The sequence below is a fragment of the Afipia massiliensis genome (assembly GCF_014203115.1).
Lineage (GTDB): Bacteria > Pseudomonadota > Alphaproteobacteria > Rhizobiales > Xanthobacteraceae > Afipia > Afipia massiliensis.
On sequence record NZ_JACHIJ010000005.1, the window covers coordinates 223,732 to 245,019 of the forward strand.

At 63.1% G+C, this 21,288-nt stretch carries 17 protein-coding genes; 9 read left to right on the plus strand and 8 right to left on the minus strand.

All coding sequences use genetic code 11. From position 1 onward, the window contains the following. The first annotated feature begins 27 nt into the window (after window positions 1-27). Together HNQ36_RS17980 and HNQ36_RS17985 are read left to right on the plus strand one after the other, a co-directional pair. On the plus strand, window positions 28-759 hold the full coding sequence (locus HNQ36_RS17980; protein ID WP_184087221.1) for a TlyA family RNA methyltransferase: 732 nt from the start codon (window positions 28-30) through the stop codon (window positions 757-759). Between the two features lie 5 nt (window positions 760-764). After that, entirely contained in the window at window positions 765-2,003 is a 1,239-nt protein-coding gene (locus HNQ36_RS17985) for a class I SAM-dependent RNA methyltransferase (RefSeq protein WP_184087223.1), read from the plus strand. Here HNQ36_RS17985 and HNQ36_RS17990 read toward each other — a convergent pair whose 3' ends face one another. Then, complete coding sequence (locus HNQ36_RS17990) at window positions 2,004-2,846, minus strand: DUF1194 domain-containing protein (protein WP_184087225.1); 843 nt, start codon at window positions 2,844-2,846, stop codon at window positions 2,004-2,006. A gap of 328 nt (window positions 2,847-3,174) precedes the next feature. Here HNQ36_RS17990 and HNQ36_RS17995 point away from each other — a divergent pair, with 328 nt between their 5' ends. The 4 genes from HNQ36_RS17995 to HNQ36_RS18010 all read left to right on the plus strand — a co-directional run bounded on the left by HNQ36_RS17995 (window position 3,175) and on the right by HNQ36_RS18010 (window position 10,784). Continuing rightward, window positions 3,175-4,857: a methyl-accepting chemotaxis protein gene (locus HNQ36_RS17995; RefSeq protein WP_184087227.1), complete on the plus strand. Its 1,683-nt coding sequence runs from the start codon at window positions 3,175-3,177 to the stop codon at window positions 4,855-4,857. A gap of 317 nt (window positions 4,858-5,174) precedes the next feature. Continuing rightward, window positions 5,175-6,866: a methyl-accepting chemotaxis protein gene (locus HNQ36_RS18000; protein WP_184087778.1), complete on the plus strand. Its 1,692-nt coding sequence runs from the start codon at window positions 5,175-5,177 to the stop codon at window positions 6,864-6,866. Between the two features lie 286 nt (window positions 6,867-7,152). Beyond that, the gene (locus tag HNQ36_RS18005) at window positions 7,153-8,835 is read left to right on the plus strand and encodes a methyl-accepting chemotaxis protein (protein ID WP_184087229.1); all 1,683 of its coding nucleotides are present in this window, start codon (window positions 7,153-7,155) and stop codon (window positions 8,833-8,835) included. A gap of 266 nt (window positions 8,836-9,101) precedes the next feature. Further along, window positions 9,102-10,784 (plus strand): methyl-accepting chemotaxis protein, encoded by a 1,683-nt coding sequence (locus tag HNQ36_RS18010; RefSeq protein WP_184087231.1) that lies wholly within the window; start codon window positions 9,102-9,104, stop codon window positions 10,782-10,784. An 88-nt stretch (window positions 10,785-10,872) separates the two neighbouring features. Here HNQ36_RS18010 and HNQ36_RS18015 read toward each other — a convergent pair whose 3' ends face one another. Then, window positions 10,873-12,099, minus strand: a complete 1,227-nt coding sequence (locus HNQ36_RS18015) for an adenylate/guanylate cyclase domain-containing protein (RefSeq protein WP_184087233.1) — start codon at window positions 12,097-12,099, stop codon at window positions 10,873-10,875. A gap of 56 nt (window positions 12,100-12,155) precedes the next feature. Then, window positions 12,156-13,322 (minus strand): GNAT family N-acetyltransferase, encoded by a 1,167-nt coding sequence (locus HNQ36_RS18020; protein WP_184087235.1) that lies wholly within the window; start codon window positions 13,320-13,322, stop codon window positions 12,156-12,158. 195 nt (window positions 13,323-13,517) lie between these two features. On the opposite strand from HNQ36_RS18020, the gene HNQ36_RS18025 reads away from it, so the two are divergent. Next, window positions 13,518-14,270, plus strand: a complete 753-nt coding sequence (locus HNQ36_RS18025) for a hypothetical protein (protein ID WP_184087237.1) — start codon at window positions 13,518-13,520, stop codon at window positions 14,268-14,270. On the opposite strand, the gene aroC is transcribed toward HNQ36_RS18025, so the two are convergent. The 3 genes from aroC to fabI all read right to left on the minus strand — a co-directional run bounded on the left by aroC (window position 14,267) and on the right by fabI (window position 17,045). Further along, window positions 14,267-15,349: a chorismate synthase gene (aroC, locus tag HNQ36_RS18030; protein ID WP_184087239.1), complete on the minus strand. Its 1,083-nt coding sequence runs from the start codon at window positions 15,347-15,349 to the stop codon at window positions 14,267-14,269. The genes HNQ36_RS18025 and aroC overlap by 4 nt on opposite strands. 116 nt (window positions 15,350-15,465) lie before the next feature. Next, a complete protein-coding gene (locus tag HNQ36_RS18035) occupies window positions 15,466-16,065 on the minus strand; it encodes a histidine phosphatase family protein (protein WP_184087241.1) in 600 nt (199 codons plus the stop codon). A gap of 158 nt (window positions 16,066-16,223) precedes the next feature. Further along, entirely contained in the window at window positions 16,224-17,045 is an 822-nt protein-coding gene (gene fabI, locus HNQ36_RS18040) for an enoyl-ACP reductase FabI (protein WP_184087243.1), read from the minus strand. 337 nt (window positions 17,046-17,382) lie between these two features. Here fabI and HNQ36_RS18045 point away from each other — a divergent pair, with 337 nt between their 5' ends. Then, a complete protein-coding gene (locus tag HNQ36_RS18045) occupies window positions 17,383-17,874 on the plus strand; it encodes a sigma-70 family RNA polymerase sigma factor (RefSeq protein WP_046829818.1) in 492 nt (163 codons plus the stop codon). A gap of 218 nt (window positions 17,875-18,092) precedes the next feature. Beyond that, complete coding sequence (locus HNQ36_RS18050) at window positions 18,093-18,863, plus strand: anti-sigma factor family protein (RefSeq protein ID WP_184087245.1); 771 nt, start codon at window positions 18,093-18,095, stop codon at window positions 18,861-18,863. 116 nt (window positions 18,864-18,979) lie between these two features. On the opposite strand, the gene HNQ36_RS18055 is transcribed toward HNQ36_RS18050, so the two are convergent. Both HNQ36_RS18055 and HNQ36_RS18060 read right to left on the minus strand, forming a co-directional pair. Continuing rightward, entirely contained in the window at window positions 18,980-20,251 is a 1,272-nt protein-coding gene (locus HNQ36_RS18055) for a hemolysin family protein (protein WP_184087247.1), read from the minus strand. 120 nt (window positions 20,252-20,371) lie between these two features. Next, window positions 20,372-21,256 carry a DMT family transporter gene (locus tag HNQ36_RS18060; protein WP_184087249.1) on the minus strand — a complete coding sequence of 295 codons (885 nt, stop codon included), beginning with the start codon at window positions 21,254-21,256 and terminating at the stop codon, window positions 20,372-20,374. Window positions 21,257-21,288 lie beyond the last annotated feature (32 nt).

A 21,288-nucleotide genomic window follows, 5' to 3' on the forward strand; every position in this document is an offset into this window, starting at 1 on the left:
GCAAGGCACGTCTGACAAAGGCAGGACATGGCCGAACGCAAGCGCGCGGACCTTCTGCTGGTTGAACGCGGCCTGTGCGAAAGCCGCGCTCGCGCTCAGGCTGCCATCGAGGCGGGCCGCGTCATCGCCAACGGCAAGCTGGTTCTGAAACCGTCGGAAACCATCGCAACGGACGCCGAGATCGCGGCCGAGCCCGCGCATCCCTGGGTGTCGCGCGGCGGCGTCAAGCTCACCGGCGCGCTGGAGCAATACCCGATCGACCTCGAGGATCACGTCTGCGTCGATGTCGGTGCATCGACCGGCGGTTTTACCGAGGTCCTGCTCGCCAACGGAGCGAGTCTCGTCTACGCCATCGATGTCGGTCGCGGGCAGTTGCATCCGAGCCTGCACGGAAACCCGAAAATCGTTTCGATGGAGGAAACCGACATCCGCTCGCTCGCCGGCAGACGCCTCGAGATTCGGCCCGATGTCGTGGTGATCGATGTCAGCTTCATTTCGCTGAAGCTTGTCTTGCCTGCGGTGCTGCCGATTGCGGCTGCGCCGACCCATCTGCTCGCGCTGATCAAGCCGCAGTTCGAGGCCGAGCGGAAACACTCCAAGAAGGGTATCATCCGCGACGGAGCCGTTCACAAGGCTGTCTGCGACGATATCGCCGCTTTCGCGGAATCGCTGGGCTGCACCGACATCAAGGTGTTTCCGTCCTCGATCACGGGCGGCGACGGCAACGCCGAGTTCTTCATCGGCGCGCGGCGCGGCTAGGCATCATGACTGAACGCCTCACCATCGATCATGTCGGCCATTTCGGCGACGGCGTCGCGCTTGCTGACAACGCAAACATCTACGTGCCCTATGCACTCGGCGGCGAAACCGTCGACGTGCTGCCCTCACCCGGCCATCCGGATCGCCGCGTGCTCGCGCATGTGGTGACTGCGAGCCCGCAGCGGATCGATCCGTTCTGTCCGCATTTCGGCACCTGCGGCGGCTGCGCGATCCAGCACTGGCAGCCGGACGCCTATCGGACATGGAAGCGGCAGCTTGTGATCGACACGCTGCATCATGCTGGGATCGACTGCGAGGTCGGTGAGCTGATCGACGCGCACGGCACGGGCCGCCGCCGCATGACGCTGCACGCGCGGCAGAGCCAGCAGGGCATTCTGCGCGTCGGCTTCGCCGCCGCCGGACGCCACGAGATCATCGCCATCGATCACTGCCCGATCCTCGATCCCGCAATGGACGGCGCAATCGAGGCGGCGAACGAGATCGCGGAGTTGCTCAGGCCGGTGAGCAAGCCGCTCGATATTCAAGTCACCGCGGCGGACAACGGCCTCGACGTCGATGTGCGCGGCTCCGGCCCGCTCGGCACCGCGCTGCTGACGTCGCTGTCGAAGCTCGCCGAAAGACACAATCTCGCGCGGCTGACGCGCCACGGCGAACTGGTCATCATGCGCAACCCGCCGGTGGTGCGCGTCGGCAAGGCGCAGGTCACGCTGCCGCCGGGTTCGTTCATGCAGCCGACCGCTTTGGGCGAAGCAACGTTGGCTGAACTCGCCTTCGCGCGGGCCAAGGGCGCGAAGCATATCGCCGATCTGTTTTGCGGGTTCGGTCCGTTCGCGTTTCGCCTTGCGGAGAAATTCAAGGTGTCGGCGTTCGACAGCGATGCGGTCGCGGTGGCGGCGCTGCAGAACGCCGTGAAGCTGACGCAGGGCCTCAAGCCGATCAAGGCCGAGGCGCGCGACCTGTTCCGCCGTCCGCTGATGCCGCAGGAGCTGCGCGACTACGATGGCGTGGTGTTCGATCCGCCGCGTCAGGGCGCGCAGGCGCAGGCGCAGCAACTGGCCGCGAGCAAGATCGGCCTCGCCGTCGCGGTGTCATGCAATCCCGCGACGTTCGCGCGCGACGCCCGCATCCTGATCGACGGTGGATTCAAGATCGACAGCGTTACGCCGGTCGATCAGTTCCGCCACACCCCGCATGTGGAACTGGTGGCGCGGTTCAAGCGATAGCTATCGTCCCCAGCGCTCCTGCCAGATCTTCTCGCCGATCAGGCATGAGATGCGCGGCTCGCGGGTCGCGGCCGGCACGATGCGCGGCTCCGGCACCCGATGCGCGACCTCCATCACCAGCTTGGTCCGGATCGCCTCCTTGAACTTCTCCTTTGTCTTGATCGGCACCACGAACGATCCCGCCCCGCCGATCACGCAGTCCTCGTAGTAAATGTCGAGATTCTCGATATCCATCGTCGCGTAGTTGGTTTCCTTGGACATGATCGGCAGGCCGTTGATGGTGACGCCCTTGGCCAGCGCGGCGTCGCGCGCCACCGTCACCGGCTCGCCGTTGTTGTTCGGCCCGTCGCCCGAAATATCGATCACCCGGCGCAGCCCCTGATAGTTGTTGGCCTCGAATAGCGGCATGGCGAAATTGATCGCGCCCGAGATCGAGGTCCGCGAGGCGCGGCGCAGTGGCGCTTTCAGGATTTCCTCGGCCAGCGCGCCGGCCGATTCCGGGCCGTCGATCACCCGCCACGGCACGACGATCTTCTGGTCGCTTGCCGCCGCCCATTCGAAGTAGGTCACCGCGACCTTGCCGGTCGGCCCGGTCTTCAGCGCCTGCAAAAACTCTTTCGAGGTGACCGCGAGCGCATAGCCTTCGCGCTGGAGCGCCAGTTCATCCATGTCCATGGAATAGGAGACGTCGACCGCCAGGATCAGTTCGACATCGACCCGCTTGGCTTCGTCGGTAGCCTGCGTGGACGAAGGCGGCGCAGCCGGTGCCGCGAGGCCAGCAACATCCCCGCCGGCGATAGCTCCCGCAACAAGCACCGCTCCGATCGAGACACACCAGCGCATGGCGGACCTCCCATCGTTCAGATCTGGATGGTGGCACGGTCCGTCCGAACCGGAAAGCTAAAACCCGGGCCGCCCCCTTCCTGTACACAGCAACCCCCATTCACGCCCTTTTTCGGGCCGGTTGCCCGATCCGGAGGCATTTACCAACATTTCACGGAATTTGTTTACGTTTCGGATCGCGGATGCCCTCATTGATGACGGGCCGCCGACTGGAAATTGCCAACACCGCCAAGCCTTCCCAGGCGTCGAACTTGTTTCGACAGCCAAGCGGCAGCGTTTGGATTCGTATTTTCTTGAACGGGTCAGAAAGACCCTAAGAGGACCATTCATGCTTTCCCGGCTCTCCATTCGAACCAAGCTCATCGCCCTCGTTTCCATCCTGCTCGTTGCCCTCACCGCCATGGGTGTCTTCGCCATCGTGGAAATGCGGGCGATCAACGCCTCCGCGCAGGTCATCAAGACAAGCTGGCTGCCGAGCGTCCGCCTGGTCGGCGAATTGCGCACCCAGTCTGCGCGCTACCGGGCAGTGCTGCGCGACTATCTCACCGAGCCGGACGAGAAGTTCATGGCGGATATCCAGCGCAATCTCGATGCCCGCGCCAAGGATTACGACACCGCGAACAAGGCTTATGAGCCGATGATTTCCTCGCCGCAGGAAGCCGCCCTATACAAGGAACTGTCAGCGACCTGGAAGACCTTCCGCGAAGCCGCCGACGAAGTCATCGCCCATGCCCGCAAGCGCGAGACAGCGCAGGCACGGGCCGTCAATGCGCAGCGCGCCACCGTCGCTGGCCGCAGCATGGACGCGGTGCTGACAAAGCTTGTCGAGTTGAACGACAATGGTGCTGCGGCCTCCGGCTTGAAGGCTGAAAACGACTACGAGATGGCGTTCCGCATCGTGCTGGCGGCCCTGATCGCCATGGTGCTGGCGGGGCTTTGCGCCGCTGTCCTGATCGTGCGCGATGTCGCCCGCGGCATCGGCTCGGTCCTGACCCCGATGCGCGCATTGGCCACCGGCGATCTCACCACGCAGGTTCCTCATCAGGGCGAGAGCACCGAGATCGGCCAGATCGCCGACACTGTCCAGGTGTTCAAGGACGCCATGATCGCCAAGAAGGCTGCCGACGAGGCCGCCGCGGCTGAGGCCGCCATCAAGATGCGCCGCGCCGAAATGCTGGACAAGGCCACCGGCAGCTTCGAGGGCATGATCGGCGAACTGATCAGTTCACTGTCGTCGGCCTCCACCGAAATGGAAGCCACCGCCAGCACGCTGACCAGCGCCGCCGACAACACCCGGCAGCTCTCCAGCGCGGCTGCGAACGCGTCGCACGACGTGTCGGAAAGCATCCAGTCCACCGCCACCGCCACCGAGGAGATCACCTCTTCGGTTCAGGAAATCGGCCGTCAGGTGCTCGAATCCAGCCGCGTTGCCCAGGTTGCCGTCCAGCAGGCCGAGAAGACCGACACCAGCATCGCAGCACTGTCGCAGGCCGCCAACCGCATCGGCGACGTGGTGAAGCTCATCACCGCCATCGCCGACCAGACCAACCTGCTCGCGCTCAATGCCACCATCGAGGCCGCACGCGCCGGCGAAGCCGGCCGTGGCTTCGCCGTGGTCGCCTCCGAGGTCAAGGCGCTCGCCGCGCAGACCGCGAAGGCGACCGACGAGATCACCGCGCAGATCTCCGACATGCAGATCGCCACCGGCGATTCCGTGGTCACGATCAAGGAGATCAGCAGCACCATCAACCTGATGTCGGAAATCTCCTCGACCATCGCCGCTGCGGTGGAAGAACAGGGTGCCGCGACGCAGGAAATCGCGCGCAATGTGCAGCAGGCCGCCGAACTCAGCATGCGCGTCGCGACCAACATCACCGACGTGGACCGCAGCAACGGCGAGACCGGTGCAGCTTCGGCGCAGGTGCTTTCCGCCGCACAGTCGCTGTCGAAGGAAAGCAACCACCTGCAAATGGAAGTCCGCAACTTCCTCTCGACGATCCGCGCCGCCTGACGCGATTCGCCTGGCGAACATTCTGAGGCCGGCGGCGCGAAAGCACCGCCGGCTTTTTGCATGATGGACGCGAGCAGCGACTCATGCGCTCAGCGCATCCGGCATCGGCGCAAACGCCGCAAGCGAAACGCGCTTTCCGCCGCCGGCGGCGAAACACCTTTACGAACATTTCACTTCACGCAACGAAATTGAGAATGAGCGAATCCGAGCCGCTGAAAGCGGGCCGGTATTCGATCAGCCATCGCCGTTCCGGCACACCGCCCACTCTGCCGACTCATCCATCGATCAAACTGGTCAGAAAGACTCAGGATCCCACCATGCTCTCCAGGATGTCCATTCGCGCCAAGCTCACTGCCGTTATCGCATTCCTGCTTGTGGCCATGTCGGTCATGGGACTGCTCGCCGTCCGTCAGATGCAGGGAATCTACACCAGCGCCTCCGAAATCCAGAACAGCTGGCTGCCCAGCGTTCGCGTGCTCGGTGAACTGCGCGCAGGTGTCATCACCTATCGCAACGTGATCCGCGAACACATGCTGTCGGAGCTGATCGAAGAGAAGCTTGCGCAGGAAAAGACGCTGGAGCTGGTTGTCGAGAGCAACACCAAGCTCCGTCAGGCCTACGAGAAGATGATCACCTCGCCGGAGGAACGCGCGCTGTACAACGAGTGGGTTCAGGTGTGGGACAGCTACCGGAAGGGCACCCAGGAAGTGATGGCCCTGTCGCGCAAGGCCGCCGGCTCGTATCCACGCGAAGCACATGACCTGAATACGATGACCGTCAACCTGATCGGGATCAAGGCCGACGGTATCCTGAAGAAGGACGTCGATCTGAACAACAAGGGCGCCGACGACGCTGGCCAGGCCGCCAGCGACGGCTACAACGCCGCCTTCAAGATGGTTGTGATTGCGCTGGGTCTTGCTATCGTCCTGGGTCTTGTCGCCGGATTCTATCTGATCCGCGACGTGACAAAGGGCATTGCCTCGATCGTGACGCCGATGAAGGCGCTCGGCGAAGGCGATCTCACCGCCAACGTGCCGCATCAGGGCGAGAAGACCGAAATCGGCACCATGGCCGACACCCTTCAGGTGTTCAAGGAAGCCCTGATCGCCAAGAAAGCCGCGGATGAAGCCGCCGCTGCCGACGCCGATGCCAAGATCGCGCGCGGCCACCGCGTCGACGGCATCACCCGTGACTTCGAAAAGCTGATCGGCGAACTGGTCGGCTCGCTGTCGTCGTCCTCCACCGAGCTTGAGGCTGCCGCCAACACCCTGACGTCCACCGCCGAAATCACCGGCAAGACCTCGGGCGAGGCCGCCGCCGCTTCGCAGGAAGTCTCCAGCAACGTCCAGTCGGTCGCCGTCGCCACCGAGGAGATCACTTCCTCGGTCGGCGAAATCGGCCGTCAGGTGCAGGAATCCAGCCGCATCGCTTCCGAGGCGGTGCGTCAGGCCCAGAAGACAGACACCAGCATCACCGAACTGTCGCAGGCCGCAGCCCGCATCGGCGATGTGGTCAAGCTGATCACCGCGGTGGCCGAGCAGACCAACCTGCTCGCGCTCAACGCCACCATCGAGGCGGCGCGCGCCGGCGATGCCGGACGTGGTTTTGCAGTGGTCGCTTCCGAAGTGAAGGCGCTGGCAGCCCAGACCGCAAAGGCCACCGACGAAATCAGCGCCCAGGTCGCCGGCATGCAGACCGCGACGCAGGAATCGGTCTCGACCATCAAGGAGATCGGCAAGACCATCACGCTGATCTCGGAAATCTCCTCGGCCATCGCAGCGGCGGTTGAGGAACAGGGCGCGGCGACCCAGGAAATCTCGCGCAACGTCCAGCAGGCCGCATCGCTGAGCGGCGAGGTCGCCACCAGCATCACCGACGTCAGCCGCGGCGCCGGCGAAACCGGGGCCGCGTCCGGCCAGGTTCTCTCTGCGGCGCAGATGCTGTCCACCGACAGCAACCGCCTCAAGATCGAGGTCGAGAAATTCCTCAGCAACGTCCGCGCCGCCTAAGCGCTCACAAAACAGACACTTCGAAATCGGCGGCCATCACGGCCGCCGATTTTTTTGCATGCCGCGCAACGCGTGCAGCACAGATACGCGTATGGTGAAGAAGTACCTTTACTAACATTTCACCTGATCTGTTCATGATTCAATTGCGAATCCAGGCCTGAAGGCTGCGGCATTCGACTGGTAATGCCCCTCCGCACTTCGTTGCGCCGACAGCGCTGCATCCGGACACGGCCGTCATCAGCGTCCTGTCCGCCAACGGGTTAGAAAAACCCAAGGACTCGTTCAAATGCTCTCAAGGCTTTCCATTCGCACCAAGATCATCTCCGTTATTTCCTTTCTGCTCCTCGCTCTGCTGGTGACTGGCGTCTTCGCCGTATTCCAGATGCGCTCGATCAATACTTCCGCGCAGGATATTCAAACGAGCTGGCTCCCGAGCGTTCGATGGCTGGGCGAGTTGCGGACACAAGTTGCCCGGCACCGCGTCAACCTCCGAGACCACCTCCTCGCCACCGACGCCAAGGGGCGAGCCGATGCGGAGAACTCGCTGGCAGCCCGCGTTCGGGATTACACCGAGGCCGTCAAGCGCTACGAACCCCTGATCAGTTCGCCGGAAGAGCAAAAGCTCTTTGAACAAGCCCGCGCTGAAGGCCAAAACTATATCAAGGCCGCCGAAGAGGTGCTGACTGCATCGCGCAACGGCGAGGCCGGAAAGGCGCTTCAAGTGCTGGAACAGCGGACGGTCCCGGTCGGCCGGGCTCTCGAAACCACGCTGAACAAGCTCGTTGAACTCAACAACACCGGCGGCGACGACGCCGGGAAGGCGGCCAACGATGGCTACGCGATGTCCTTCCGCGCTGTGCTCGTCCTGCTTGCAATCGCAGCGCTCGGCGGCATTGCCGCCGGATTCTACCTCGTGCGCGACGTGACAAAGGGCATTGCCTCGATCGTCACACCGATGAAGGCGCTCGGCGAAGGCGATCTCACCGCCACCGTGACGCATCAGGGCGAGAAGACCGAAATCGGCACCATGGCCGACACCCTTCAGGTGTTCAAGGAAGCACTGATCGCCAAGAAAGCCGCCGACCAAGCCGCCGCAGCCGACGCCGACGCCAAGATCGCGCGCGGCCAGCGGGTCGACAGCATCACCCGCGACTTCGAGAAGCTGATCGGCGAACTGGTCGGCTCGCTGTCGTCGTCATCGACTGAACTCGAGGCTGCCGCGAATACGCTGACCATGACGGCGGAATCCACCGGCAAGACCTCGGGCGAAGCCGCCGCCGCTTCGCAGGAAGTCTCCAGCAACGTTCAGTCGGTCGCGGTCGCCACCGAGGAGATCACTTCGTCGGTCGGCGAAATCGGCCGTCAGGTTCAGGAATCCAGCCGCATCGCCTCCGAGGCCGTGCGTCAGGCGCAGAAGACCGACACCAGCATCACCGAACTGTCGCAGGCTGCTGCACGGATCGGCGACGTGGTGAAGCTGATCACGGCGGTGGCCGAGCAGACCAACCTGCTCGCGCTCAACGCCACCATTGAAGCAGCCCGCGCCGGCGACGCCGGACGTGGTTTTGCAGTGGTCGCTTCCGAAGTGAAGGCGCTGGCAGCCCAGACCGCCAAGGCCACCGATGAGATCAGTGCCCAGGTCGCCGGCATGCAGACCGCGACGCAGGAATCGGTCTCGACCATCAAGGAAATCGGCAAGACCATCACACTGATTTCCGAAATCTCATCGACCATCGCAGCGGCTGTCGAGGAACAGGGTGCCGCGACCCAGGAAATCTCGCGCAACGTCCAGCAGGCGGCATCGCTCAGCGGCGAAGTCGCTACCAGCATCACCGATGTCAGCCGCGGTGCCGGGGAGACCGGAGCTGCCTCCGGCCAGGTCCTCTCCGCAGCGCAGATGCTGTCCACCGACAGCGCCCGCCTCAAGACCGAGGTCGAGAAATTCCTCACCAACGTGCGCGCGGCGTAAGTTCGTCGCAGCATCGATACCGGCAAAAGGGCGGCTGATTCAGCCGCCCTTTTTTATGTCCGCGATTGCCGCGTCAGACCGACGCGGAGGGTGTCTCATTTACTAACATTTCACGGGAATACCTGATGATTCCGTCCGCGAATCCGGCGTCAGAACGGCGTCGGCATTCGACTGGAAATTGCCACCCCGTCCTTTCGCCCGATCCTCGTCCTGGTCTGGCTCCTTCGGCATCCGGTTAGAAAAATCGATAACCAAGGATCACGACGATGCTGTCCAAGCTCTCCATCCGCGCCAAACTGATCGGAATCGTGTCGTTCTTTCTGCTGACTTTGGCCGCGACGAATCTCTTCGGCATGCTTCAAATGCGCTCGATCAATGCCTCGGCGCAGCAGATTCAGACGGTCTGGCTTCCCAGCGTTCGCTGGCTCGGAGACATGCAGACCCAGGCCGCGCGCTACCGCGCTTTCCTCCGTGACCATTTCCTGACGTTCGACGACAACGCCAAGGCCAAGATCGACAAGACCCTTGCAGGCCGCCTGCAAGCCTACGATCAGGCCAACCAGAAGTATCAGGCCCTGATCTCGTCGCCCGAGGAACGCGCCGTCTATGGCGAGCTGGTCAAAATCTGGCAGGAGTATCTCGGCGCCGCCAATGAGGTTCTCGAGACATCCCGCAAGGGCGAAAGCTCCATGGCGCAGGATCTGAATTTCGAGAAGGCCTCCCCAATCGGGATCAAAGTGGACGAGACGCTGACCCGGCTGGTCGAAATGAACAGCAAGGGCGCTGCGACCGAGGGCCAGAGGGCGAACGATAACTATTCAACGGCTGTCCAGCTTGGGCTCGTCATCCTCGGCCTTGGGCTGGTCGCCGGCCTTGCCTTCAGCTTCTATCTCGTCCGAGGTGTCACGCGCGGCATTGCCTCGATCGTGACTCCGATGAAGGCGCTCGGCGAGGGTGATCTCACCGCCAACGTGCCGCATCAGGGTGAAAAGACCGAAATCGGGACCATGGCCGACACGCTTCAGGTGTTCAAGGAAGCCCTGATCGCCAAGAAAGCCGCGGATGAAGCCGCCGCAGCCGACGCCGATGCCAAGATCGCACGCGGCCAGCGGGTCGATGGCATCACCCGCGACTTCGAAAAGCTGATCGGCGAACTGGTCGGCTCGCTGTCGTCGTCCTCCACCGAGTTGGAAGCAGCCGCCAACACCCTCACCACGACGGCGGAATCCACCGGCAAGACCTCGGACGAAGCCGCCGCCGCCTCGCAGGAAGTCTCCAGCAACGTCCAGTCGGTCGCGGTCGCCACCGAGGAAATCACTTCGTCGGTCGGCGAGATCGGCCGTCAGGTCCAGGAGTCTAGCCGCATCGCCTCCGAGGCCGTGCGTCAGGCCCAGAAGACCGACACCAGCATCACCGAACTGTCGCAGGCTGCCGCCCGGATCGGCGACGTGGTGAAGCTGATCACGGCGGTGGCCGAGCAGACCAACCTGCTCGCGCTCAACGCCACCATCGAAGCGGCCCGCGCTGGCGAAGCCGGACGTGGTTTCGCCGTGGTCGCCTCCGAGGTGAAAGCCCTGGCGGCCCAGACCGCCAAGGCCACCGACGAAATCAGCGCCCAGGTCGCAGGCATGCAGACCGCGACGCAGGAATCGGTTTCGACCATCAAGGAGATTGGCAAGACTATCAACTCGATCTCGGAAATCTCCGCGGCAATTGCCGCGGCGGTAGAAGAGCAAGGTGTCGCGACACAGGAAATCTCCCGCAACGTCCAGCAGGCTGCATCGCTCAGCGGCGAAGTCGCCACCAGCATCACCGATGTCAGCCGCGGCGCCGGCCAAACCGGGGCCGCCTCCGGCCAGGTCCTGTCCGCAGCCCAGATGCTGTCCACCGACAGCGCCCGTCTCAAGGTCGAGGTCGAGAAATTCCTCACCAACGTCCGCGCTGCCTAAAGCGCGTACCCATCACGACACGGAAACGGCGGCTTCACAGCCGCCGTTTTCTTTTTGGACAGTAACAACGGCTTGCCGAACCTTGGCGCTAGCTCGCGCTGGCCGGCGACTGCGGCTGCCGCGCGCCGTTCGTGGCAGGCGTCTCGTCCGCCAGGCCATACACACGCTCGGCGGCGGAAAATCCCGCCACCGAGAACAGGCCGAGGTCGGTCCACCCGGCATCGACATGGCTGGCGAATTCGGTAGACGCCAGCACCGTGCGGTTGAGACGTCCGGTGATCTTCTCGATGCGGGCGGCCAGATTCACCGCCGGTCCGATACAGGTGAAATCGAGCCGGTCGCCGCCGCCGATATTGCCGTACAGCACCTTGCCGATGTGCAACGCCAGCCCGAAGCGGAAGTTGTCGAGCGTTTCGCGCTCATAGGCGTAACTCATCGCTGCCACACTGGCGCGGCACGCGCGCGCGGCCTCCAGCACGCGCCGGCAGACGGTTGCGGTATCGCCTTCCTTGTCGGTGATCGGAAACACCGCGAGCAAGCCGTCGCCCATGAACTTCAGGACTTCCCCGCCATTGTCCAGGATCGCCGGCACCTGACAGTCGAAATAGGTGTTCAGCACATCGACCACCGCTTCGGACGACAGCCGATCCGACAGCGGCGTGAAACCGCGCAGGTCCGACAGCCAGATCGCAGCATGCATGGATTCGGTATGGCCGCGGCGGATTTGCCCGGCGAGAATGCGCGCGCCGGCGCGGGCTCCGACATAGTTGTCGAGCAGGCCGGCCGCGGTCCGCCGCAGCAGCCAGATTTCGATCATGCGTGTCAGGGTCGGCATCAGCGACCGCAGGCCGTCGATCTGCGCGTCGCTGAAGCCCTCGGCATGTTGCGTCATCCAGCTCGATGCATGAGTTGCGCCATCGGACATGTGAAGCGGGAGCGCGATGTAATCGGTCGCACCGCTGGCACGCATCTCTGCGAGAAACGGCGAGTTGCCCACCTTCTCGTCGAGCAACCGGCGTCGCACTTCCAGCCCCTGCTCGAACACGGTGGCAAGCGGGCTCGAGAGATAGTCGTCGGACTCCTCGGACCCATAGGCCATGCTGCCCATGGTCACGCCGGAGCCGCGCCGCCAGATGAAATTGCGGCCGACCATGTTGGGATGAAGCGTGGTGACGAACACGCCGACGCGTGACAATGGCAGTCCGCCATCGATCATGCGTTGGCACGTCTCGATCACGAACTCATCGACGCGCCTTGCCGACTGTGCTCCGCTGATGAGCCAGTCCGTGACGCCCTGAAGGTTTACAGCCTGCATGCGATCCGTTTTGCGACGGCAGACCGGGCCTGGTCAAGATCGATGACGCCCCGCGCTCACCACAAATCGCCATAGTTCGGGAACTTCTTCAACGTGGCGTCATAGCGCACCGGCTGCAGCCACGGCAGGGCCAGCTTCATGACGGGATTCAACAGCGGCGAGACGTGACGTACATAAAGGTCGATGGGGTCGAGCCGATGTCCGTAACGCAGCTTCGGATCGTAGTTGAGGCCGCTGCTGCGGATCCCTTTAAATCCGCGCTCGATCGCCCAGGTCGTCATGTCCCGGACCACGTAGTGATAGAGGTGCAGATCGAGCGCGACGGCATAGTCGAAGCCGAGATACTCGGAGAACAACTGGTCCTCCTGAATCATGAACATGCCGAAGGCAGCCAGCCTGTTGCCGCGGTGCCAGAGCAGGAAACGGACCTTGTCCTTCATTCGTACGCTTAGCTGGCGGAAGTAATCCCTGGTCAGTTTTTCGAAGCGAAGTTTTGAGCGTTCGTACACCTGCAGATAGAGCGGATAGATTTCGTCGAGCTGGGCCGAGACGTCATCGGTGACGCTCATGCGAATGCATTCACCCTCCGTCGCCTTGAGATTCTTGCGGAAGTGCCGGCGCGAGTTGCCGCTGATGGCCTTCGAGGCGTAAGCATCGAAGCTGTCATAGTCGACATTGAGCATGGTCATCGGCATGCTCGGAGCACGGGTAAATCCGGCTTTCACAAAGCACGCCAGAGTTTCACGGTACCGCGCCGGAAATTCCTTCAAAACGATAAGATCCGCGCCCAGCGCCCGCGCATGTTTGACGATCTCTCGCGACAGCGATTCCGCTGCAACAGCGGCCGGCAGATCGTGCGCGCAGGCAAGATGCCCCTCGCCTGCGGAGCAACCGACCATCAGGGTTCGCAGTTTGAGAAAGCGCGGATTGATCCGGCGGATGAGTGAGACCCAGCGCACCCGTTCGGGCCTGACGCCTTCCATGATATCCTGATCGATCAGGAAGAACGGCTGGATGGCCCGTGTTTTTCCGCTGTCATCGACAATGGCGAAATACCGGTATTCGAACCTGTCGGTGAGCGCGTCCTCGACAATCTCGTAATAGCGATGATCCTTCCGCTCGGGGGCGAACATCGACTGCCAGACAGCGCACGATTTCAGATCGTCGCGCGTGACGATTTTCACCGAAAACGGCGTCTTGCCCGAGCCGGCACGCGTGTCCATGACCCGTGTCCATCGGCAGGCCTGCGCCACAGACGGCGCATCGCGGCCGTCCTGAACCAGGATAGCCGGCGACATTACTGGCCAAGGTCCTAACGCCGCAGATCGGGCTTGTTTCCGCCATCCGCACGGCATTTCCCTTCAATTTTAGGCTTCGCCCCCACCGGCTGTTCACCCGCATCTGGCTTGACTGGCCGGATGTCGATCACGCTTCGCCAGGACCGTCTGAGCCGCCCGAACACATCGTTCGGTCCGTTTCGCTTTCTTGAAGCCCTGCCCTGGCTGGTGCTTGCCACCACCATGCGCGTCCTCGCCTATGGCGGCGGCCCGATCGCACTGCCCGCAATCATCGTCGCCAGCATCTCCGTTCTGATGGCCTTCGTGCTCGTGACGCAGCGCTCGATCGAACTCGCGGACGGTCACACCGGCCTCGGCTCCCTGACATTTGTCGAGCAGCTCAAGCTCGCCCGCGGCATCCTCTGGCGGATCGTCTTGCTGATGCTTGCAGCGTTCGCCGTCGTGAGCCTCGCCGGGTACGCCAGGTTTGCGCCGAACATGATGTTCGGCCTCGACGGCATGGCCTTCGATCAGTTCACGATCGCCGGCAAATTCTGGAGCGCTGCGGTGGCGTCGCTGGTGCTGCTAATGGTGATCGGCGCGGAAGCAAACAACGGCGCCATCGGCTTCTTCTCGGCCATGCGCGAACTGGGGCGTCGCGCGATCTGGATCGGCTCCGCGATTGTCGTCCTCGGCGCGATCTATCTTGGACTTGGCTTCGTGCAGGGGTTGGTACGAAATGCGATCTGGGTTTACGGACAGGCCGCGCCGCACGGCCACTTCGTCAAGAACCTTATCTTCTTCGTGTTCATTTTCAGCTTCGCCATGCTGCGGCTGTGGATCACCCTGCTCGTCCTGACCTACAGCCTGAAGCTATCCTACCGATACGGCTAGCCGCCGACCTGGCCGCGATGTCGCAGCAGGTGATCCGCGATCACACAGGCCATCATCGCCTCGCCGACAGGCACCGCGCGGATGCCGACGCAGGGATCGTGGCGGCCCTTGGTCATGATGTCGGTGTCCGCGCCGGATTTGTCGATGGTGCGGCGTGGCGTCAGGATCGACGACGTCGGCTTCACCGCGAAGCGCGCGACCACCGCCTGCCCGGTCGAGATGCCGCCGAGAATGCCGCCAGCATGGTTCGACAGGAACACCGGGCCGTTATTGCCCATCCGCATCTCGTCGGCGTTTTCCTCGCCGTGCAGCTCAGCCGCGCCAAAGCCCGCGCCGATCTCGACGCCCTTCACCGCGTTGATGCTCATCAGCGCCAGCGCGAGATCGCTGTCGAGCTTGCCGTAGATCGGTGCGCCCAATCCGGCAGGCACGCCTTCGGCGACGACCTCGACCACAGCACCGATGGACGACCCGCGCTTGCGGATGTCGTCGAGATACTCGGCGAAGAACTCGGCCTTCGCCTTGTCCGGGCAGAAGAACGGATTGCGGCCGACCTCGTCCCAGTCCCATGCGGCACGGTCGATCTTGTGCGGACCCATCTGCACCAGCGCGCCGCGCACCTTCACATCGGGCATGAGCTTGCGCGCGATGGCACCGGCCGCGACCCGCGCCGCGGTCTCGCGCGCGCTGGAGCGCCCGCCGCCGCGATAGTCGCGCAGGCCGTACTTCGCCTCATAGGTGAAGTCGGCGTGGCCCGGACGAAACTTGTCCTTGATCTCGGAATAGTCCTTCGAGCGCTGGTCGGTGTTCTCGATCATCAGCGCGATCGGCGTGCCGGTGGTGACCTGGCCCTTGTCGGTGTCCATCACCCCGGACAGGATTTTGACCTGATCGGCTTCCTGCCGCTGGGTGGTGAAACGCGACTGGCCGGGGCGGCGGCGGTCGAGATCCAGTTGAATCTCCTCCACCGTCAGCGGGATCTGCGGCGGGCAACCGTCAACCACGCAGCCGAGCGCCGGCCCGTGGCTTTCGCCGAAGGTGGTGACGCGAAACATATGGCCGAAGGTGTTGAAGGACATAGGAAAATACCCGGCAGGCCGCGGACCCGCTATTCGCGAAAATTGACGTAAAGTCGTAACGCGCGCGCCTCTGAGGGTCAAATCTGAGGCGCTTAAAGTGTCACCTTAAGGAAGCCTTAACTATGCTTCGTGACCTGCCCGTCGGCGAAAACATAGACCACGCCCTGCTCCACCATGAGGTCCGATGCCCCGACCGGGGTCTCGACATCGAGCGCCACCAGAAGCGCGCGCATCGAGCCGCCATGCGACACCGCCACCGTGTCCTGAATGAGCGAGTCGTACCAGTCGCGCATGCGGATAGTCACCGAGGCGTAGCTCTCGCCGCCCGGCGGCGGCACACCCCACTTGTCGACCTGGCGTTCCGCGAAGACCTCCGGGTGCGATAGCTCCATCTGCGGCAGGGTCGAGCCTTCCCAGTGGCCGTAGCCGATCTCGCGCAAGCGGTCATCGAGCTCATAGTCGTGCGGCGGCACGCCAAGCGCGCCGCGCAGCAATTCCATCGTGTTGCGGGCGCGGCCGAGCGGCGACGACACGAACGGCATCTTGGCCGGGATGTGGGAATCCCGCGCGAGGATATCGACCAGCAGTTCGCCGGAGCGGATCGCCTGTTCCTTGCCGAGATCGTTCAGCGGAATGTCCTGCGTGCCCTGAAAGCGGCCCGCGGCGTTCCATTCGGTCTGGCCGTGACGGACGAAGTAAACGGTGGGAGATGGCATCGATACTCTTTTGCTTTTGGCCGTCATCCTGAGGTGCGAGCCGTTCTTATGGCGAGCCTCGAAGGATGGCGGCACGACCGGAAATTGGACATGTCATCCTTCGAGGCTCGCGACAACCGTCGCTCGCACCTCAGGATGACGCCGCGCCTTGGGTGACGCTATTCCTTGCCGCCCAGCGAGATGTCCGGCGCTTCGGGGCGCTTCATGCCGGTGACGTGATAACCGGAATCGACGTGGTGCACTTCGCCGGTGACGCCGCGCGACAGATCGGACAGCAGATACATCGCGCTGTCACCGACTTCTTCCTGCGTCACGTTGCGGCGCAGCGGCGCGTTGGCCTCGTTCCACTTCAGGATGTAGCGGAAATCGCCGATGCCCGACGCGGCCAGCGTCTTGATCGGTCCCGCCGAGATGGCGTTGACGCGGATGTTCTTCTCGCCGAGGTCCGCCGCGAGATAACGCACGCTGGCCTCGAGCGCGGCCTTGGCGACGCCCATCACGTTGTAATGCGGCATCCACTTTTCCGCGCCGTAATACGACAGCGTCAGGATCGAGCCGCCGTCGGTCATCAGGTGCTCGGCGCGCTGGGTGATCGCGGTCAGCGAGTAACACGAGATCAGCATGGAGTTGGTGAAGTTCTCCTGCGTGGTTTCGAGATAGCGGCCGTCGAGCTGATCCTTGTCCGCGAACGCGATGGCGTGGACCACGAAATCGATCTTGCCCCACTGCTTCTTCACCTCGGCAAACACCGCATCGATGGTCGCCGGATCGGTGACGTCGCAATGGCCAAGCGTGATTGCGCCGAGTTCCTTGGCCAGCGGCTCGACGCGCTTTTTCAGCGCATCGCCCTGCCAGGTCAGCGCGAGTTCCGCGCCCTGATCGCGGCACGATTTCGCGATGCCGTAAGCAATCGAGCGGTTGTTCGCCACACCGAGGATAACGCCGCGCTTGCCGCGCATCAGGCCCATATTTTCAGCCATCACCTAGTGTCCCGTATCCGACGTTCGCTTCATTTCTCAGCACCTTCCGAGCGAACGTCGGATACGAAAGGACACTAGCAAACCATTATTCTAGTGATCCTTTGGCTCTGACATTCGCAAAAGTGCCTGCGAAAGATACGATACGAATGTCAGAACCGGATCACTAGTCCAGATTGTCGCGTGAAGGGACGCCCCTCATGACATAGGCGCCATGGCCGTTCAAGCCGGACCAACGGCGCAGCCCTAACCTTAACGGGCAAAACCGCCGGAATACTCCCCTGTTTGCGGTGTTTTTCAGAGTAGAACGGCAAATGCGCCGCCGCATCGGACGACCTGGATGAGCAACGATTTCCGCCATAGCGTCGAGACCATGATCCCGGCCCTGCGGCGCTACGCGCGCGCGCTGGCGCGGGACACGGACATCGCGGACGATCTGGTGCAGGACACGCTGGTGCGGGCGCTGCGCTCGGAGAAACTGTTTCTGGGCGGCGACCTGCGCGCCTGGCTCTACACGATTTTGACCAACCTCAACCGCAACCGCCGCCGCTCGCTGGCGCGGCAGCCGACGATGATGGAATTGCACGACACCACCGCCGATGCCTCCGGCACCGAGGCCGAGGGCCGCGACATTTCCCGCGCGCTCGCCACGCTCGCGGAAGACCAGCGCGCAGTGCTGCTGCTGGTGGTGCTGGAAGGTCTGAGTTACCGCGACGTTGCCGACATTCAGGGTGTGCCGATCGGCACGGTGATGTCGCGGCTCGCCCGTGCGCGGGCGCATGTGAGGGCCGTCATCGAGGGCGAACGCCCGGCGCTGCGGCGCGTGAAGTAAGACACGACAGGGGACGAGCGAGATGGACTTGATGCGCGATGAATGGGGAGACCTGCTTTCTTCTCCCTCTCCCGTGTGGAGAGGGTGGCGCGCTGAACGCCATGCGATCGGCGCGCGGGGTGGAGGTCAACTCTGTACCTTGCGTAACCTCCACCCCACTTTTTCACGACGATGACGCCGTTGCTGCCGCAAGATACTGAAGACGAGAGACAACGAAGATGACCGACCACAACATTCCCGTCACCGAAGACGAGCTTCACGCCTACGTGGACAACGAACTTCCCGCGGAGCGGCGCGTGGCGGTCGAGGCATGGCTCGCGGCGCATCCCGACGACGCCGCGCGGGTGACCTCATGGCGCACAATGAGCGATGCGCTGCATGCGAAATACGCGGCAGTTGCGGACGAGCCGGTGCCCGCGCGTCTCTCGGTCGATCAGTTGTCGCGGCCGCCGCGCCGCTGGATGATGGGCGCCATCGCCGCGTCGCTGCTGGCGTTCGCCGTCGGCGGCGGCGTCGGCTGGGCTGTCCGGGGTGCAAGCGCGACGCCGTCGGTGTTCGCGAATTTCACCGGCGACGCGCTGGAAGCACACAAGCTTTACGTCGTCGAAGTCCGTCATCCCGTCGAAGTGGCGGGCAGCGAACGCGCGCATCTGCAACAGTGGCTGACCAAGCGCTGTGGCTGGCAGGTGCGTGCGCCGGAGCTGGGCGATAGCGGACTGAAGCTGGTCGGCGGACGGCTGCTGCCCGGCCCCACCGGCCCCGCGTCGTTCCTGATGTACGAAACCGCATCGGGCGAGCGCTTCACGATCTTCGCCTCGCGCGCGGAAACCGAGACGACGCAGATGCGCTATGCCGCAAGCGGCAGCAACGGCGCGCTGTTCTGGGCCGATCGCGGCGTGGGCTATGTCGTGAGCGGCGGCACCGACCGCGACCGGCTCACGCAGGTCGCGCGGCTGGTCTACGACCAGAACGAGAAGGCGGGACTGTAAGCCCGGATAAAACCTTCAAGAGAACCGTCATTGCGAGGAGCACTTGCGACGAAGCAATCCAGTCTTGCTTGTTGCTTCTGGATTGCTTCGCTTCGCTCGCAATGACGTAACTCTCCTTACTCCTTGCTGGCCAGCACCTTGTCGATGCGGCGGCCGTCGAGATCGACCACCTCGAATTTCCAGCCATCGGCATTGATGCTTTGCCCGACCGACGGGATCGCGCCGAATTTCTCCAGCAGGAAGCCCGCGAACGTCTGGTACGGGCGCGATGCGGGCAACGCAATGTCGAGCAGGTGCGCGAATTCAAGCGCCGGCATCCATCCCGCGATGAGAAACGATCCGTCGTCGCGCTTGACGAAAGCCGGTTCGGCGGGCCCTTCCCGGGTGTGAAAGCTGCCGACGATGGATTCGAGAATGTCGGCGCTGGTGACGACGCCCTGAAACGTGCCGTACTCATCGTGCACCAGTCCCATGTGAACCGGCGAGTCGCGCAGGATCGCGACCACATCGCGCGCATCCACCGTTTCGGGAATCACTGGCGCTTCGCGGATCAGGTCGCGAATGTCGGGTACCTTGCCTGAAAGATACGCATCCAGCATGTCCTTGGCTTGCACGATACCGAGCGTTTCCTCGCCGTCGAACACCGGCAGCCGGGAGTGCGAACTTTCCTTGAATGCAAATCGTATCGCTTCCGGAGGCTCCGACAGATTGATCATGCTGACTTCGTGGCGCGGCGTCATCACCGCTCCAACGGAAAGATCGCCGAGCCGCATCACGCCTGCGATCATCTCCTTTTCGCCGGGTTCGAGCACGCCGGCATTCTCCGCTTCCACCACGAGCGTGCGGATTTCCTCTTCGCTCACCTTTTCCTCTGCGTCGCCACGATGGCCGAGCGCCCAGAGCAAGGCCTTGCCCGAGCGATCGAGAATCCACACCAGCGGCAACGAGATTTTTGCAAGCACGACCATGGCCGGCGCGACCTTCACCGCGACCGCCTCGGGATCGCGCAGCGCGATCTGCTTCGGCACCAGTTCACCGACAATGAGCGAGGCATAAGTGATCAGCGTGACCACCACGCCAACACCAATTGCGTCGGCGACGCCTTGTGACAATCCGATGCTTACGAGCCAAGCGGACAGCCGCGGGCCGAGCGTCGCGCCGGAGAATGCGCCCGAGAGCACGCCGACAAGCGTGATGCCGATCTGCACGGTGGAGAGAAATTTTCCGGGATTGGACGCCAATGCGAGCGCGCGGCGCGAACCGCTCACGCCCTTTTCAACCAGGCCCGTCAATCGCGCCGGGCGGGATGAGACAATGGCAAGCTCCGACATCGCGAGCAGGCCGTTGATGACGATGAGAACGGCAACAATTCCAAGTTCGAGTAACAATTTGTTCCTTTGCGGTGACGTACTCTGAGTACGAGTGATAGCATGCCGACGGGTCACCTGCAGTATCGCAATTGCCGCAGGACCATGTGGCATGCGCCATCATTTGCATACCAGCCGCGATCAGGACCGCTGCAGCGCCAGCGTGACACCGCCGAGCGTAAACGCCATCGCCAGCACTTCCCTGATGCCGAGCGGTTCGCCCACCACGAGAGCGGCGGACACCACGCCGATAACAGGAACCATCAGCATTCCGGTGGACGCGGTCGCGGGCGGCAGACGGCGCAAGGTTTCAAACCAGGTGAGATAACACACGCCCATCGGAATGATCGTCATGTACCCGATCAGCGCCCAGCCGGTGAACGACACCGCTTGAAAATCCGGCTTCTCGAACAGCAGGCCGAAGATGAGCATCGCAAGGCAACCCAAGCCGACCTGCCACGCCACAAGCGCAACCGGCGGCACCGGTATCGGCGCGCGATTGAGAACATTTCCGAGTGCAAAGAGAATTGCCGCCGAGAGCGCCAGCGACGCGCCGGCCAGCTTCTCATAAGTGAAAGAGAATCCTTCCCCGCCGAACAGGATCACGATCCCGATGATTCCGAGACACAGGGAGACAATATTACGAAGCGTCGGCCGCATACCCAGCAGCGGCCATGCAAACAGCGTCGCCCAGATCGGCATCGTGTAGGCCAGCAACGCGCCTTCGCTCACGCTGACCCATTTCATGGCAACGGTGCCGAAGCCCATCCACGCAATGACATTGGTGAATGTCGCCAGCAACAGCCGCGGCACGACCTCGCGCGGAACGCTCAAGCGTTCATGACGGCTCAGCGCGACAATTGCCAGAATGAGAGACGCAGTCACTCCCGCCAGTCCGCGTGCGGACAACGGTGGCAATTCGCGCAGCAACAATTTCATGAAAGGCCAGTTCAGGCCCCACCCTAAGGCGGTGATCCCGAGACAAGCGACGCCGATCCATCGCGCATGGCCATGAGAGTTATCCATGGATGCAATGGTACGACCAGTCGCCGTGATTC

Excerpts from the sequence above, each read along its gene's own strand:
- HNQ36_RS18005 (WP_184087229.1), top strand. The coding sequence starts at position 7,153 with ATGCTCTCAAGGCTTTCCATTCGCACCAAGATCATCTCCGTTATTTCC.
- HNQ36_RS17990 (WP_184087225.1), bottom strand. The coding sequence starts at position 2,846 with ATGCGCTGGTGTGTCTCGATCGGAGCGGTGCTTGTTGCGGGAGCTATC.
- HNQ36_RS18015 (WP_184087233.1), bottom strand. The coding sequence starts at position 12,099 with ATGCAGGCTGTAAACCTTCAGGGCGTCACGGACTGGCTCATCAGCGGA.
- HNQ36_RS17995 (WP_184087227.1), top strand. The coding sequence starts at position 3,175 with ATGCTTTCCCGGCTCTCCATTCGAACCAAGCTCATCGCCCTCGTTTCC.
- HNQ36_RS17980 (WP_184087221.1), top strand. The coding sequence starts at position 28 with ATGGCCGAACGCAAGCGCGCGGACCTTCTGCTGGTTGAACGCGGCCTG.
- HNQ36_RS18010 (WP_184087231.1), top strand. The coding sequence starts at position 9,102 with ATGCTGTCCAAGCTCTCCATCCGCGCCAAACTGATCGGAATCGTGTCG.
- HNQ36_RS18020 (WP_184087235.1), bottom strand. The coding sequence starts at position 13,322 with ATGGACACGCGTGCCGGCTCGGGCAAGACGCCGTTTTCGGTGAAAATC.
- aroC (WP_184087239.1), bottom strand. The coding sequence starts at position 15,349 with ATGTCCTTCAACACCTTCGGCCATATGTTTCGCGTCACCACCTTCGGC.
- HNQ36_RS18025 (WP_184087237.1), top strand. The coding sequence starts at position 13,518 with ATGTCGATCACGCTTCGCCAGGACCGTCTGAGCCGCCCGAACACATCG.
- HNQ36_RS18060 (WP_184087249.1), bottom strand. The coding sequence starts at position 21,256 with ATGGATAACTCTCATGGCCATGCGCGATGGATCGGCGTCGCTTGTCTC.
- fabI (WP_184087243.1), bottom strand. The coding sequence starts at position 17,045 with ATGGCTGAAAATATGGGCCTGATGCGCGGCAAGCGCGGCGTTATCCTC.
- HNQ36_RS18035 (WP_184087241.1), bottom strand. The coding sequence starts at position 16,065 with ATGCCATCTCCCACCGTTTACTTCGTCCGTCACGGCCAGACCGAATGG.
- HNQ36_RS18000 (WP_184087778.1), top strand. The coding sequence starts at position 5,175 with ATGCTCTCCAGGATGTCCATTCGCGCCAAGCTCACTGCCGTTATCGCA.
- HNQ36_RS18045 (WP_046829818.1), top strand. The coding sequence starts at position 17,383 with ATGAGCAACGATTTCCGCCATAGCGTCGAGACCATGATCCCGGCCCTG.
- HNQ36_RS18050 (WP_184087245.1), top strand. The coding sequence starts at position 18,093 with ATGACCGACCACAACATTCCCGTCACCGAAGACGAGCTTCACGCCTAC.
- HNQ36_RS17985 (WP_184087223.1), top strand. The coding sequence starts at position 765 with ATGACTGAACGCCTCACCATCGATCATGTCGGCCATTTCGGCGACGGC.